This window comes from Microlunatus speluncae (assembly GCF_009299835.1).
GTDB classification, from domain to species: domain Bacteria; phylum Actinomycetota; class Actinomycetes; order Propionibacteriales; family Propionibacteriaceae; genus Microlunatus; species Microlunatus speluncae.
Window position 1 is genome coordinate 670,067 of sequence record NZ_VKCZ01000020.1, and the last position, 13,420, is coordinate 683,486.

At 70.1% G+C, this 13,420-nt stretch carries 14 protein-coding genes; 9 read left to right on the top strand and 5 right to left on the bottom strand.

Translation table 11 applies throughout. From position 1 onward, the window contains the following. Positions 1-31 precede the first annotated feature (31 nt). On the top strand, positions 32-3,229 hold the full coding sequence (locus tag FNH24_RS28575) for an AfsR/SARP family transcriptional regulator (protein WP_152365613.1): 3,198 nt from the start codon (positions 32-34) through the stop codon (positions 3,227-3,229). Here FNH24_RS28575 and FNH24_RS28580 read toward each other — a convergent pair whose 3' ends face one another. Next, a complete protein-coding gene (locus FNH24_RS28580; protein ID WP_152365614.1) occupies positions 3,230-4,060 on the bottom strand; it encodes an ABC transporter permease in 831 nt (276 codons plus the stop codon). Next, positions 4,057-5,061: an ATP-binding cassette domain-containing protein gene (locus FNH24_RS28585; RefSeq protein ID WP_152365615.1), complete on the bottom strand. Its 1,005-nt coding sequence runs from the start codon at positions 5,059-5,061 to the stop codon at positions 4,057-4,059. The genes FNH24_RS28580 and FNH24_RS28585 overlap by 4 nt, the downstream gene beginning before the upstream one ends. A 90-nt stretch (positions 5,062-5,151) precedes the next feature. Between FNH24_RS28585 and FNH24_RS28590 the strand changes: the two genes are divergently transcribed. Next, a complete protein-coding gene (locus FNH24_RS28590) occupies positions 5,152-5,898 on the top strand; it encodes a hypothetical protein (protein ID WP_152365616.1) in 747 nt (248 codons plus the stop codon). Positions 5,899-5,900: 2 nt separating this feature from the next. Here FNH24_RS28590 and FNH24_RS28595 read toward each other — a convergent pair whose 3' ends face one another. From FNH24_RS28595 to FNH24_RS28605, 3 genes are read right to left on the bottom strand one after another with little or no spacing between them, the layout of a single operon-like run. Next, positions 5,901-6,314 (bottom strand): PIN domain-containing protein, encoded by a 414-nt coding sequence (locus FNH24_RS28595; RefSeq protein WP_217428585.1) that lies wholly within the window; start codon positions 6,312-6,314, stop codon positions 5,901-5,903. Beyond that, complete coding sequence (locus FNH24_RS28600) at positions 6,311-6,541, bottom strand: CopG family transcriptional regulator (protein ID WP_152365617.1); 231 nt, start codon at positions 6,539-6,541, stop codon at positions 6,311-6,313. The genes FNH24_RS28595 and FNH24_RS28600 overlap by 4 nt, the downstream gene beginning before the upstream one ends. 29 nt (positions 6,542-6,570) lie before the next feature. Continuing rightward, positions 6,571-7,734: a pyridoxal phosphate-dependent aminotransferase gene (locus tag FNH24_RS28605; protein WP_281351107.1), complete on the bottom strand. Its 1,164-nt coding sequence runs from the start codon at positions 7,732-7,734 to the stop codon at positions 6,571-6,573. 140 nt (positions 7,735-7,874) lie between these two features. On the opposite strand from FNH24_RS28605, the gene FNH24_RS28610 reads away from it, so the two are divergent. The 7 genes from FNH24_RS28610 (at position 7,875) to FNH24_RS28640 (ending at position 13,412) form a co-directional block, all read left to right on the top strand. After that, the gene (locus tag FNH24_RS28610) at positions 7,875-8,636 is read left to right on the top strand and encodes a class E sortase (RefSeq protein ID WP_246187107.1); all 762 of its coding nucleotides are present in this window, start codon (positions 7,875-7,877) and stop codon (positions 8,634-8,636) included. Between the two features lie 9 nt (positions 8,637-8,645). Further along, positions 8,646-9,197, top strand: coding sequence for an orotate phosphoribosyltransferase (pyrE, locus tag FNH24_RS28615; protein WP_152365618.1), 552 nt, complete (start codon positions 8,646-8,648; stop codon positions 9,195-9,197). Positions 9,198-9,267: 70 nt separating this feature from the next. Next, positions 9,268-10,068 (top strand): LemA family protein, encoded by an 801-nt coding sequence (locus tag FNH24_RS28620; protein ID WP_152365619.1) that lies wholly within the window; start codon positions 9,268-9,270, stop codon positions 10,066-10,068. A gap of 32 nt (positions 10,069-10,100) precedes the next feature. Further along, a complete protein-coding gene (locus FNH24_RS28625; protein ID WP_343031915.1) occupies positions 10,101-11,051 on the top strand; it encodes an aldo/keto reductase in 951 nt (316 codons plus the stop codon). Between the two features lie 297 nt (positions 11,052-11,348). Further along, positions 11,349-12,215, top strand: a complete 867-nt coding sequence (locus tag FNH24_RS28630) for a DUF2510 domain-containing protein (RefSeq protein ID WP_152365620.1) — start codon at positions 11,349-11,351, stop codon at positions 12,213-12,215. Positions 12,216-12,277: 62 nt separating this feature from the next. Then, complete coding sequence (locus tag FNH24_RS28635; RefSeq protein ID WP_152365621.1) at positions 12,278-12,913, top strand: TrmH family RNA methyltransferase; 636 nt, start codon at positions 12,278-12,280, stop codon at positions 12,911-12,913. Between the two features lie 139 nt (positions 12,914-13,052). Then, positions 13,053-13,412 (top strand): YciI family protein, encoded by a 360-nt coding sequence (locus tag FNH24_RS28640; protein ID WP_152365622.1) that lies wholly within the window; start codon positions 13,053-13,055, stop codon positions 13,410-13,412. The last annotated feature ends 8 nt before the right edge of the window (positions 13,413-13,420 follow it).

Here is a 13,420-nt window from a genome sequence, read left to right on the forward strand (position 1 = left end):
GTTACCCGCGCCGCAGCCTAGGCTGTCCTCCGTGCAGTACGCCCTGGCCGTCCTCGACGGCGTCCGCTGGCAGGGCGAACCCGTCCCCGGGATCCGGCCGCAGACGCTGCTGGCGGCCCTGGTCCGAGGCGGAGGCGGAGCGGTCGGCGACGGCCTGTTGATCGAGGAGATCTGGGGCGACGAGCCTCCGGCCGACGCCACCAAGGCGTTGCAGGTGCTGGTGTCGCGGACCCGGGCCGCCTGCTCGGCCGAGCTGATCACCCGAGGTCAGGCCGGCTATCGGCTCGGCGTCGCGGCCGGCGCGGTGGACGTCCTGGCGCTGGCCGACGCGGTGGTCCGGGCCCGGGCCGCGCTGGTCGGCGGCGCCACCGCGGCGGCGCTGCAGCTGGCCGAGGAGGCACTGCGGATCCCGGTCCAGGACGCGGATCCGGCGCAGCCCGAGTCGCTCAACCTGCTCCGCGCCGCGGCCCGGCGGCACCGGGCCGAGCTGGCCGCCGTGCTCGGCCAGGCCCAGAGCCGTGGTGGTGATCATGCCGCCGCGGTGGCGACCCTGACCCCGCTGATCGACGCGGTCGCGGTCGACGGCGGGATGGACGAGCAGGTCCTGGCGGCCCTGCTGCGCAGCGAGGCAGCGGCCCGCGGGCCGGGCCCGGCCCTGGAACGGTACGAGAGCTATCGCCGCGACCTGGCCGACCGCCTCGGCACCGACCCCGGCCCGGAGTTGCAGCGGGTGCAGAGCCACCTGCTGGCGTTGGACCGGCCGGTCCGGGAAGGCCTGCACTTCGACCCGACCCGGCTGATCGGCCGGGACGACGACGTCCGGGCCGTGCTCGGGCTGCTCGGCACCGGCCCCGCCGGAGCGGGATCCGTCGAGCACCGGGTGGTGTCGATCCTCGGCCCGGGCGGGCTGGGCAAGACCCGGCTGGCGCACGCGGTCGGCCGCGCGGCGTCCCAGCCCGTGGTGCACCTGGTCGAGCTGGTCGGCATCGCCGGCGACGACGAGGTGATCATCGAGGTCGCCTCGGCGCTCGGGGTGCGTGACTCGGTGGCCACCTGGCGGGCGCTGACCCCGGAGCAGCGGACCGATCTGCGGTCCCGGCTGTCCCAGAAGCTCGCCGGCGCGCCGACGTTGTTGATCATCGACAACTGCGAGCACGTGATCGACGGCGTGGCCCGGCTGGTGTCGTTGTTGATCACCAACCTGCCCGAGCTGTCGGTGCTGACCACGACCCGGGCGCCGTTGGGCATCGCCGCCGAACGGGCCTACCCGCTGGCGCAGCTGAGCCGGTCCGACGGCGTTGCCCTGTTCCGGGAGCGGGCCTCGGCGGCCCGGCCGGACGCGCTGCTGGACGACGCGGCGATCGGTGCCCTGGTCGAGCGGCTGGACGGTCTGCCGCTCGCGGTGGAGCTGGCCGCCGCCAAGATCAGGGTGATGTCGGTGGTCGAGATCGCCGTGCGGCTGACCGACCGGTTCGGACTGTTGCGCAGCCGGGATCCGGCCGCGCCGGACCGGCACCGCACCCTGGAGGCGGTGATCGACTGGTCGGCCAACCTGCTCGACGAGGACGGCCGGACCGCGTTGCGCCGGCTGGCGTCCTTCCGCGACGGCTTCGGCCTCGACGGTGCGGGGGCCCTGATCGGCGGCGACTCGCTCGGCCGGGATGTGGTCCTGTTGCTGGAGGAGCTGGCGGACCAGTCCTTGATCACGGTCGAGGAGGGTTCGACGATCAGATACCGGATGCTGGAGACGGTCCGGGAGTACGGATTGCTGCAGCAGGGCCGGGTCGGCGAGAGCGAGACGGTGGCCCGAGCGTTCCGGGCCTGGGCAGTCGCCCTGTGCCGGGACCTGTTCGAGACGCTGTTCAGCACCGAGCAGTACGCCACCGTCGATCAGCTGGCGATCGAGGAAGGCAACCTCAACGAGGCGCTGCGGCAGGCGATCACCGACGGTGACGCCGATGCCGTAGTGGTGATCATGGCGGCGATGGGCGGGTTCTGGTGGATCCTCGGTGATCATCAGCGGATCGTCGGGATGCTCGGCGGGGTCCAGGGCCTGCTCGAGGGCTACGACCCACCACCGCACCTGGCCGACGCCGCCCGGGCCACGGTGGCCAGCCTGCTCACCAACTCGGTGATCTTCTACGCCGACGATTCCGTCGACGTCAGCATGGACCTGCTGAAACGGCTCGGGCCGGGCGAGGGCAACCCCAAGGTCGCCGCCCAGTGCCGCAACGTCCTGCTGCTCGGCCTGGACCTGACGGTGCAGGACCGGATCCATCGGCTGGTCGAGGCGACCCGTTCCGATGATCGTGATCTTGCGTTACAGGCGAGCCACTGGCTCTGTCACCTGGCCGAGAACGAGGGCGATCCGCAGACCGCGATCGCCGCCGGCGAGGCCGGGCTGCGGATCTGGCGGCCCAGCGACGGTCCCTGGCTCCGGGCGGTGCTGCTGAATGCGCTGGCCGAGCTGCACCTCCAGCTCGGTGACTGGCGCAGCGGTGAGCGGTTCGCCGCCGAGGCGTTGCCGATCATGGAACGGCTGCACGCCAGCGACGACACCGGCCATCTGCGCGGGCTGCTGGTGATGACGGCGATCTGGGGTGGCCGGCTTGATCACGCCGCCGACCTGCTGGCCGAGCTGCGGGAGCAGCAGAGCCGGTCGCTGTTGCAGGGCGGCGACACGGTGGTGGCCACGGCCGACGCCGAGCTCGCCTTCGCGCGGGGCGACATCCCCGCCGGGCTGGACGAATACCGCCGGGCGCTGCCGCGGATGCGGGAGTTCCGGATCCCGGGCTACGGCAGTCCCGAGCACGCGCCATGGCTGCTGTTCACCGAGTCGGCCGCGCTCTGCGCCTATCACCGCTACGGCGCCGACGACGAGGCCGACGCGCTGTACGACGCGCTGCTCGGCAAGCTGCATCGCTACCTCGATCCGCCGGGCGGCTTCACCGACTATCCGGTCGTCGGCACGGTGCTGTTCGCCCTCGGTGCCCGACGGTCGGTCGACCGGCCGGACCTGGCCGCGCGGCTGCTGGCGTACGCGCAGGCGTTCACCGTGGTCCGCACCCTGCCGTCGACCAACGCCGAAGCGGTGGTCGAGACGGTCGAGCGGCAGCGGCCCGGCCTGCTGGCCAAGCTCGAGGCCGACCTGGCCGGCCGGATGCCGCGCGATCTCCGCGACCAGGTCGGTGACCTGATCACGGAGATCAACGCGGAGCGCAAGGCTTGATCAGAGCTTGCGCTTGTACGACCACACCGACAGCGGGGCGAAGACGGCGATCACGATGGCGAAGCCGAGCAGGGCGAACGCGACCTCGATCGTGACCGTCCCGGTGTTGGCCAGGTCGCGGGCGGCGGACACGATGTGCGAGACCGGGTTGAGGTTGACGAACCACTGCAGCCAGGTCGGCAGCGTGTCCACCGGGACGAAGGCGTTGGACAGGAAGGTCAGCGGGAACATGATCATCATCGAGATGCCCTGCACCGCCTGGGCGGACCGGGCGATGGTGCCGACGAAGGTGAACGCCCAGGCCAGCGACCAGCTGCCGATCATCACCAGCAGGATGGAGCCGATCACGCCGCCGACGCCGCCGCCGGGCCGGTAGCCCATCGCGATGCCGGCCGCGAACGTGAGGGTCGAGGCGATCGCGTACCGCACCAGGTCGGCGACCATCGGCCCGGCGAGCGGAGCGATCCGGGCGATCGGCAGGGCCTTGAACCGGTCGAAGACGCCCTTCTCCATGTCTTCCCGGAGTTGCACGCCGGTGGCCATGCACGCGGTCAGCGCGGTCTGGGCCAGGATGCCGGGGATCAGCAGCGGCAGGTAGGAGCCGACGTCGCCGGCGATCGCGCCGCCGAAGATGAACGCGAACATCGCGGTGAACAGCAACGGCTGGATGGTGACGTCGAAGAACTGCTCCGGATTGCGGCGCATCTTCTTCAGCGCCCGCCAGGCCATGGTCAGGGTCTGACTGATCGTGTCGGCGAGGTCGAGGTGGGCTCGCGGGGCGGACCGGGGTCCGGTGACCGCGACGGGCGGAAGATCAACAGTGGTGGTCATCGGGACAGCTCCAGGAGTGCGTCGGTGTCATCGGATTCGTCGTCGTTCGGGGTGGCCTCGTGGCCGGTGAGGGTGAGGAAGACCTCGTCCAGCGTGGGCTTCTGGACACTGACCGAGGCGATCGAGACCTGGGCGTCGCGGAGCGCGATCAGGATCTCGGCCGCCCGGTCGGCGTCGGGCAGCGCGACGTTGATCGCACCCACCTCGGGGGTCAGCACCGGCTCGGAGCCGGTGGCCCGGGTGATCACCGTGCTGGCCGTACCAAGATCATCCGCGTCGGTCAGCCGCAGTTGCAGGGTGGAGTTGCCGACCGAGGACTTGAGCTCGTCCGGGGTGCCCTGGGCCACCTTGCGGCCGCGGTCGATCACCGCGATCCGGTCGGCCAGCTGGTCGGCCTCATCCAGGTATTGCGTGGTCAGCAACAAGGTGCAGCCGCTCGCCACCAACTCCCGGATGGTGTCCCACATCTGGCCGCGGGTGCGCGGGTCGAGACCGGTGGTCGGCTCATCGAGGAAGATCAACGGCGGCCGGGTGATCAGGCTCGCGGCGAGATCCAGCCGGCGCCGCATGCCACCGGAGAACTGGGCCAGCGGCCGGTTCGCTGCCTCGGTCAGCCCGAACTGATCCAGCAGCCGGTCGGCGATCTTGCGGGCCTCGGCCGAGCCGATCCGCTGCAGCCGGGCGAACAGCCACAGGTTCTCCCGGCCGGTCAGGTTCTCGTCCACGGAGGCGTACTGGCCGGTGACGCCGAGCAGTTGGCGTACCTGATGGGGATGCCGGCGGACGTCGTAGCCGAAGATCTCGGCCTGGCCGGCGTCGATCCCGATCAGGGTCGCCAGCATCTTGAGCACGGTGGTCTTGCCGGCGCCGTTGGGCCCGAGGACGCCGAAGATCTCGCCCGGGTGCACCACCAGGTCGATCCCGTCCACGGCGCGATTGCTACCGAAGACCTTGACCAGACCCTCGGCGTTGACGGCGAGTGACGGAGCTGAAGAGTTCATGGCGCCGATGCTCCGCCGGCCCGGTTTCACGGTGCCATCACGCCGGTATCAGCCGGTCGCCGGGCTCCGCGGCGCGCGTAGGGTGAATCCATGACGCAGCCAGGGGGCAACGCGGGCTCGCCGTACGGCGGCTACGGCGGCGCCCTGCAGAACTACGGCCAGAGCCCGGCGGAGCAACAGTTGTCGCCGGACCAGCAGCCGACGATGCCGATCCCCACAGTGGACCAGCAGCCGACGATGCCGATCCCCACGGTGGACCGGCAGGCGCCGCCGACCCGGATCGATCCCTACGTCGGCCCGCCGCTGCCGCCGCCGGTCCCGGCGCCCGGCCCGGCGATGCCGTACCAGCCGGCGCCGATGGCCGGTGCCGCCTTCCCCGGGGTGTACGGGGCGCGGACCCGGCCGCCGATCCAGCGGCCCGCGGTGATCGCGATGTCCGCGACCCTGGCGGTCACCGCCTCGCTGCAGTGGATCTGCGGCCTCAGCTTCGCCTGGCTGATGGCCGCCGTCGGCGCCCAGAGTCTCGGCACCGATGGGATCGACGGCGCGCTCTATCACATGCTGCAACGCTTCCACTACGGGATGATCGACGGCCTGGCCTGGCCGCTCTACCTGTTTCCGACCGCCGCGTTCGTCACCGGCTTCCTGGTGCTGATCCGCCGGCCGTGGGCCCGGATCGTGCACTCGGCCGTCGGAGCAGGGGCCTTGGCCTGGTCGGCCTGGTGGCTGTACGAGACCTCGCTGCTGTGGTGGATCGCCCCGGCCGTCTACATCGCCGTCGCCTGCCTGATCCTCTGGCTGCCCGCCGTCACCCGCTGGTATCGATCGGCGCCCTGAGGTCAGTCAACCTGCTCGACCCTGACCGTGGAACCAGCCAGGAGAAGCCGCAGGTCACCGGGATCGGAGGTGAGGACCACGACCGGATCGGGAAGCGTCATGGCGGTTGCGGCAACGATGGCATCCACCGTGAGGTCTCTCGGCTTGCGGCGCCTTGCGGCGGTCGCACGGAGCCGCCCGGCCCCGTAGCCGACCTCGGCCGTCACCTCCAGCAGTCGGATCGCCTTGACCACTCGGTGCACGTTCGCATCTCGTGGCGAACCGTCGGTGACCTCGGCCAGGGTGACGGTTGACGCGTACAAGATCGAATCGGTACGACGCGCAACCGTCGCCCACGCCTGCATCCGGCGATCGGCGGACGCCAGGGCGGAGAGCGCCTCTGCGTCCAACAGAATGGATTGCGGACGGACGATCACCGAGCGAGTCGGTCCATGATCGTGGAGACCTCGGCCTCGTCGACCTGACCGTGATCGGCCGTCATCCGCGTGATCGCATCGTCCAGCGCGTCCCGCTCGAGCTGGCGAGCCACCGCCCTGGCGACATAGGCGGAGAAACCACGTGAACCGACGCGGTCGCGGACGCCCTCCGAGGTGCCGACCGGAATCGTGATGGAGTGCTTCTCGACGCTGGGGTTCGTGCTCATGCATCAATCCTACTCGAAGTAGGACAGGGTCATGGGGTGAAGTGGCGGAGCCGGGTCACGGCCTCGTCCATCACCCTGGCCGACTTGCAGAAGGCCCAGCGCACGTAGGGTCGGCCGGCCTCGACGTCGTCGTAGAACACCTGGTGCGGGATGGCGACAATGCCGCAGTGGCCGGGAAGATCACGACAGAACTCGACCCCGTCGGTGTAGCCGAGCGGCCGCACGTCGGTGGTCATGAAGTACGTGCCGCGCGGGATCACCGGGTCCAGCCCGATCCCGCGTAGCCCCTCGGCCAGATGATCACGCTTGTCCTGCAGTTCCTGGCGCAGCCCGGCCACCCAGGCGTCGCCCTCGTTCAGCGCCTTGGTGATCGCCGGCTGAAACGGAGCCCCGGAGACATAGGTCAGGAACTGTTTCACCGCGGTCACCTCGGTGATCAACTCGGCCGGCGCCATCGCCCAACCGATCTTCCAGCCGGTGGCCGAGAAGGTCTTGCCGGAGGAGGAGATCCGCACCGTCCGCTCCCGCATCCCGGGCAGCGTCGACAGCGGCAGGTGCTGGGCGTCGTCGTAGATCAGATGCTCATAGACCTCGTCGGTGATCACGACCAGGTCATGCTCGACCGCCAGCCGGGCGATCAGGCCGAGCTCGTCGGTGTCCAGCACCACGCCGGTCGGATTGTGCGGTGAGTTGATCAACAACGCCTTGGTCCGCGGCCCGATCGCCGCCCGCAACTGTTCGGTGTCCAGCCGGAAGTCGGGGCCGAACACACCGACGCCGACCCGGACGCCGCCGGCCAGCTCGATCGCCGCCGCATAGGAGTCGTAGAACGGCTCCAGCGCGATCACCTCGTCGCCGGGATCGACGAACGCCAGGATCGCCGCGGCCAGCGCCTCGGTCGCCCCGGTGGTGATCAAGACCTCGGTCTCGTGGTCGTAGTCCAGGGCGTAGTGCCGGCGGGCATGATCGGCGACGGCCCGCCGCAGCTCCTCGATGCCGCGGCCGGGCGGATATTGGTTGATCCCGTCGGCGATCGCCCGGCGCGCTTCCGCCAGCATGAAATCCGGCCCGTCGGTGTCCGGGAACCCCTGGCCGAGATTGATCGATCCGGTCCGCACCGCGAGGGCCGACATCTCGGCGAAGATCGTCGGTGCCGACGAGGCGACCCGGGACGCTTTCCAGGCGGTGGACACGTCGCGAGCCTACGCGGCGAGCGCTTGATCGGCCGATCGGCCGTCCGGACTGCCGAGACGGCGGGCCCGCGGTGAGTGCCGCCGGGCCGCATTCGGGCGCGCCTGGCATGTGCGCCGATGACCGGGCAGAATGGCCCGTCGTGAGCACCTTGATGGATGAGTTCGGACGAGATGAGGATCCGGACGACGGCGGGCGGCAGGTGGACACGAAGGCCCGGCGATCGGCCGGTGGGCCGCGGAAGTCGAAGCGCGGCATGTCCCCGTTCACTGCGGTGGGACTGCTGCTGTTGATCGTGGGCGTGGTCAGCCTCGGCTGGGTCGCGTACCAGTACTTCGGCACCAACGCGGCCGCCGAGCAGGCCTTCCAGGACGAGAAGGGTCAGCTGCGCCAGGAGTGGGAGCAGAAACCGGCCGCTGACACCGAGGAGAAGGTGAAGGGGTCGGTGATCCCCGGCAAGGCGATCGCGCTGCTCCGGGTCCCGGCATTCGGCAAGGACTTCGAGGTGCCGATCCTGTCCGGCACGGACGAGGGGACCCTGAGCCGCGGCATCGGGCACTTCGAACCGACGGCGATGCCGGGCGAGGTCGGCAACTTCGCGATCGCCGGCCACCGGATCACCCACGGCCAGCCGTTCGCCAAGGCGCTGGAGCTGAAGACCGGCGACGAGATCATTGTCGAGACCCGGGACGCGATCTACACCTATTCGATCGACACGCCGCCGAAGGACCTGACCGTGAAGTCCAGCGAGACCTGGGTGACCGATCCGGTGCCGGGCAGCAAGGGCAAGAAGCCGACGAAGGCCGGGATCACCCTGGTCACCTGCGAGGACCTGTTCCACTCTCCCGACCGGTCGATCGGCTTCGGTCACCTGATCAACACCGAGCACAAGAACAAGGACTGAGTAGCGCGCGTGTCTACCGCTGATCGCGGCGTCCTGATCGACGCCATCAACCGCCTGGCCGTGGTCCGGGGTGAGGTCACGTTGTCCTCCGGCAAGAAGGCCGACTACTACGTCGACCTGCGCCGGGTCACCCTCGACGGGGCGGCCGCGCCGGTGGTCGGGCGGGTCTTGCGCGACCTGGTGGCCGACTGGGACTTCGAGGCCGTCGGCGGGCTCACCCTGGGCGCCGATCCCGTGGCCACCGCGATGCTGCATGCGGCGGCGGCCGAGGGTGAGCGGCTGGACGCGTTCGTGGTCCGCAAGGCGGAGAAGGCGCACGGCCTGCAACGCCGGATCGAGGGCAGCGAGGTCAAGGGCCGCCGGGTGCTGGCGGTCGAGGACACCTCCACCACCGGCGGCTCGGTGATGACCGCGGTCGACGCGCTGCGCGAGGCCGGGGCCGAGGTCGTCGGCGTCGCGGTGATCGTCGACCGCGACACCGGGGCCCGGGAGCGGATCGAGGCGGCCGGATTGCCGTACCGGTTCGCCGTCGCGGTGACCGACCTCGACGTCGGCTCCTGAACGCCGCGGATTCTCCTACGCCAGCCACTACCCTGGTGATCCGGTCACGCTCTAGCGCGAGGGAGTTCCGATGGGTACCGCCATCGTCGTCATCGTCATCATCCTGGTCATCGTCGCCATCGTCGCGCTGGTGGCGATCGGGTCCTACAACGGCTTCGTCAAGGGCCGGAACCTGATCCAGGAGTCCTGGCGACAGGTCGACGTCGAGCTCAACCGGCGCTACGAGCTGGTGCCCAACCTGGTCGAGACCGTCCGCGCCTATGCCGCGCACGAGCGCAACACGCTGGAGGACATCACCCGGCTCCGCAGCCAGGCGCAGCAGCTGTCCCAGTCCGAGGGTGCGTTGCCGAGCCAGCAGCGGGCCCAGGTGGAGGAGGCGCTGTCCGGCGCCGTGCACGGCCTGATGGTCAGCGTGGAGGCGTACCCGGACCTGAAGAGCAACCAGAACTTCCTCGAGCTGCAGCGGCAACTGGCCGAGACCGAGGACCGGATCGCCGCCGGCCGCCGCTTCTACAACGCCAACGTGCGGGCGTACAACACCAAGATCGACTCGGTGCCGAGCAACATCATCGCCGGCATGTTCAAGTTCGAGAAGGCGACCTACTTCGAGGTCAATGACGCGGCCGTGCGGCAGGCGCCGGACGTCAGCTTCGGCGAGATCGCCTACCGCGGTGATCAACAACAGGGCGCGCCGCAGCAGGGTCAGTTGCCGCAGCAGTCCTCGGGCCAGCAGTTCAGCGACCCGAACCAGCTGCCCAACCCGCAGTCCCAGCAGTCCCCACCGCAGCAGTTCCAGCAGCAGTATCAGCAGCCGCCGCAACAGCAGCAGCCGCCGCAGCAGTGGGGTAACCAGCAGCCGCCCCAGCAGTAACCGGTTCCGCCGGCGTTGAGAGAATGGCCGGCGTGACCTCACAGATGACGTACCGCCAGCTCGGCGGGTCGGGCCTGACCGTGTCCACCGTCGGCCTCGGCTGCAACAACTTCGGCGGCCGGATGGCCGATGATCAAGTTCCTGATGTGGTGGCGGCGGCGATCGATCACGGCATCACGCTGTTCGACACCGCCGACGTGTACGGCAACCAGGGCGGCTCGGAAACCCAACTGGGCAAGGCTCTCGGGAAGCGCCGGGACCAGGTGATCATCGCCACCAAGTTCGGCGGCGACATGGGCGGCTCCAACGGCCCGGACTGGGGCGTCCGCGGCTCCCGGCGCTACATCCGGATCGCGGTGGAGAGCAGCCTGCGCCGGCTCGGCACCGAGTGGATCGACCTCTACCAGATCCACCGGCCCGATCTGCTGACCCCGATCGAGGAGACCCTCGCCGCCCTGTCCGAGCTGGTCACCGAGGGCAAGGTGCGCTACCTCGGCAGCTCCAACTTCGCCGGCTGGCAGGTGATCGACGCCGACTGGACGGCCCGGTCCGGCGGCTACGAGCCGTTCATCTCGGCCCAGAACGGCTACAACTGGCTGAAGCGCGACATCGAGTCCGAGCTGGTGCCGGCGCTGGACCACACCGGCCAGGGCCTGCTGCCGTACTTCCCGCTCGCCTCGGGCCTGCTGACCGGCAAGTACCGCCGCGGCCAGGCCGCCCCCGACGGCACCCGCCTGGCCGGCCGTCCGCAGCTGCTGGAAGACGCCGACTTCGACACGATCGAAGCGATCGAGGCCTTCGCCGCCGACCGCGACCTGACCATGCTGCAGGTCGCCATCGGCGGCCTGGCCGCCATGCCGACGGTCGCCTCGGTCATCGCCGGCGCGACCACCGCCGACCAGATCGCCGCCAACGTCGCCGCCGGCCTCTGGCAACCCACCGACGAAGACCTGGCCGAACTGACCCGCCTCACCACGACCTGACCCCAAAACCGCCGACCCGTCACATCCGCGGCCGTTTTGGCGGCGTGTCGACGCGGATGTGACGGGTCAGCGGATTTGGGGGAGCTGGCCGGCGAGCTTGGGGAGCGGGTCGGCGGACGGGTACGGGTCAGCTGGATGGGTCGGCGGGATGGGGACGGGTCGGCGGGATGGGTCGGGTGGCCGCCCTGGAATCCGACCACCAGATCGCCCGCGGTGCCCGCGCACCCGGTGTGTCGCGCCCCTGTCCGGAGCTGGTGGTCGAATTCCAGGGCAGGTCCTTCGACCTAGGCTCGGTGGATGACGACCGCGCCCGGCTGGTATCCCGATCCGGGTGGCCGGGCCGGTCACTTCCGCTACTGGGACGGACGGAACTGGTCGGCCGCGACGACCACGCAGCCCAGCGCCCAGCCTCCGATGCCGGCCGGTTCGTCGCAGTCCGGACCATCGGCTCCGACAGACCCGGCGCCGCCGCGCCGCAGAGCAGGTCTCGGCTGGCTGCTCGCCCTGGTCGGTGTCGGCGTCGTCGTGATCGCGGTCGTCGTGGTGCTGGCGGTCCGCAGCCTCGGATCCGCCGGGCCCGACCCCGACCCGGGCGGACAGCCGACCGCCGACCTGTGCCAGACGGCGAGCGCCGCCGGCCCGACCGCGCCGCCGCCCGCCGGAGAGCGGGTGATCAGCGGCCGGCTGTCGGTGATGCGGATGCCGCCGCCGTTCGAGGCGCCGAAGTTCGACCAGCGGGTGCCGTTCGGGCACGACGTGCAGAGCCAGGATGCAGCGGTCGAGACCAGCGCGGACGGGACCCCGACCTGGCAGGCCGGGGTGTTGATCGCTCGGCTGCTGGCCGGCGACGGATTCTACGGACCGGAGCAGGGTGCGAAGCTCGTGGTCACCTGCATCCTCGGCGTCTTCTACGGCAACACCGTCGTCAACCGAAACGACGTGGCGGACCAGGCGACGACGGTCGACGGCCACGACGCCTGGCTGATCGAATCCAAGCTGACGTTCGATCTGGCCGGTGTCCGGGCCAAGGGCGAGTTGCTGATCGTCACGGTGGTCGACGTCGGCGAGGGCGAAGCCGGCCTGTTCTACGCCTCCATCCCCGATACCACCCCCGAGCTCGTACCCCCGGCCCGTAAGGCCCTAGCCGACCTCCGCATCACCTGAATCCCGAGTTGTCAGAACTGAGTTGTGTCCCGGCACAACTCAGTTCTGACAAGTCGGCGAGAATGCGGGGCGTGACGGAGGATTTCACGGATTCGCCGGGGGTTGGGCCGCATCCGGAGCCATGGCCGGACGACCCACGGCTGGATCCGGAGCTGCTGGCCGCGGGCGATCGGCGCAACGTGATCGACCGCTACCGCTACTGGCGGCTGGACGCGATCGTGGCCGACCTTGATCAACAGCGGCACCCGCTGCGGGTGGCGATCCAGAACTGGGAGCACGACTTCAACATCGGCTCGATCGTCCGCACCGCGAACGCGTTCAACGTCGCCGGGGTGCACATCGTCGGCCGGCGACGCTGGAACCGCCGCGGCGCGATGGTCACCGACCGCTATCTCACCGTCGAGCACCACGCCGGAGTCGGCGAGCTGGCGGAGCGGATGACGGAGCTGGACACGACCATGATCGGCGTCGACAACCTGCCCGGATCCACGCCGCTGGAGCGGACCGAGCTGCCGGAACGGGCCTGCCTGGTCTTCGGTTCGGAGGGGCCGGGCCTGACCGAGGAGATGATCACCGCCTGCAGCGGACTGGTCGCGATCACCCAGTTCGGCTCGACCCGGTCGATCAACGCCGGCGCGGCCGCCGCGATCGCCATGTATCACTGGTCCCTGCGCTGGGCCGCGCCCTCGTCGTCGTGACCCGACCCCGGGCGTAGTCGGTCGGCGAGCCTCCCGAGATCCGGGTGGAAAAGTTCCGCCGGATCGTTGTCGATTTCTCCCGGCGGCGTACGTGGAGCAGGTGTCAGAATCAATCGCACCCGCTCACGGGAGGATCATCATGAAGTACGTCCTGATGTACAGCAACCGGCCGGATCTCGACGAAGCGGTCCCGGCCGAACGCCAGCAGGAGGTCTATCAGGCCATCTACGGCTGGTTCGAGAAGCACGGTGCCGTGTTCACGGATTCCGGCGCCGAACTGCAGGGCCCGGAGACCGGGACCACGGTGAAGTCCAGCGGCAACGGCAGTGCGCCGCTGGTGGTCGACGGGCCCTTCATCGAGGGCAAGGAGAACATCGGTGGGTTCTCCGTCATCGACGTGCCGGACCTGGACACCGCGATCGCCATGGTGAAGGAATGGCCGAGCCTCGGCTTCCCCGGTGTGGCGGTGGAGATCCGGCCGATCGTCGATCGCATGTGAGGTCGGCC

What these genes read in the sequence shown, in the direction of transcription:
- FNH24_RS28580 (WP_152365614.1), bottom strand. Translation starts at nt 4,060, where the DNA reads ATGACCACCACTGTTGATCTTCCGCCCGTCGCGGTCACCGGACCCCGG.
- FNH24_RS28585 (WP_152365615.1), bottom strand. Translation starts at nt 5,061, where the DNA reads ATGAACTCTTCAGCTCCGTCACTCGCCGTCAACGCCGAGGGTCTGGTC.
- FNH24_RS28590 (WP_152365616.1), top strand. Translation starts at nt 5,152, where the DNA reads ATGACGCAGCCAGGGGGCAACGCGGGCTCGCCGTACGGCGGCTACGGC.
- FNH24_RS28600 (WP_152365617.1), bottom strand. Translation starts at nt 6,541, where the DNA reads ATGAGCACGAACCCCAGCGTCGAGAAGCACTCCATCACGATTCCGGTC.
- FNH24_RS28620 (WP_152365619.1), top strand. Translation starts at nt 9,268, where the DNA reads ATGGGTACCGCCATCGTCGTCATCGTCATCATCCTGGTCATCGTCGCC.
- FNH24_RS28630 (WP_152365620.1), top strand. Translation starts at nt 11,349, where the DNA reads ATGACGACCGCGCCCGGCTGGTATCCCGATCCGGGTGGCCGGGCCGGT.
- FNH24_RS28635 (WP_152365621.1), top strand. Translation starts at nt 12,278, where the DNA reads ATGCGGGGCGTGACGGAGGATTTCACGGATTCGCCGGGGGTTGGGCCG.
- FNH24_RS28640 (WP_152365622.1), top strand. Translation starts at nt 13,053, where the DNA reads ATGAAGTACGTCCTGATGTACAGCAACCGGCCGGATCTCGACGAAGCG.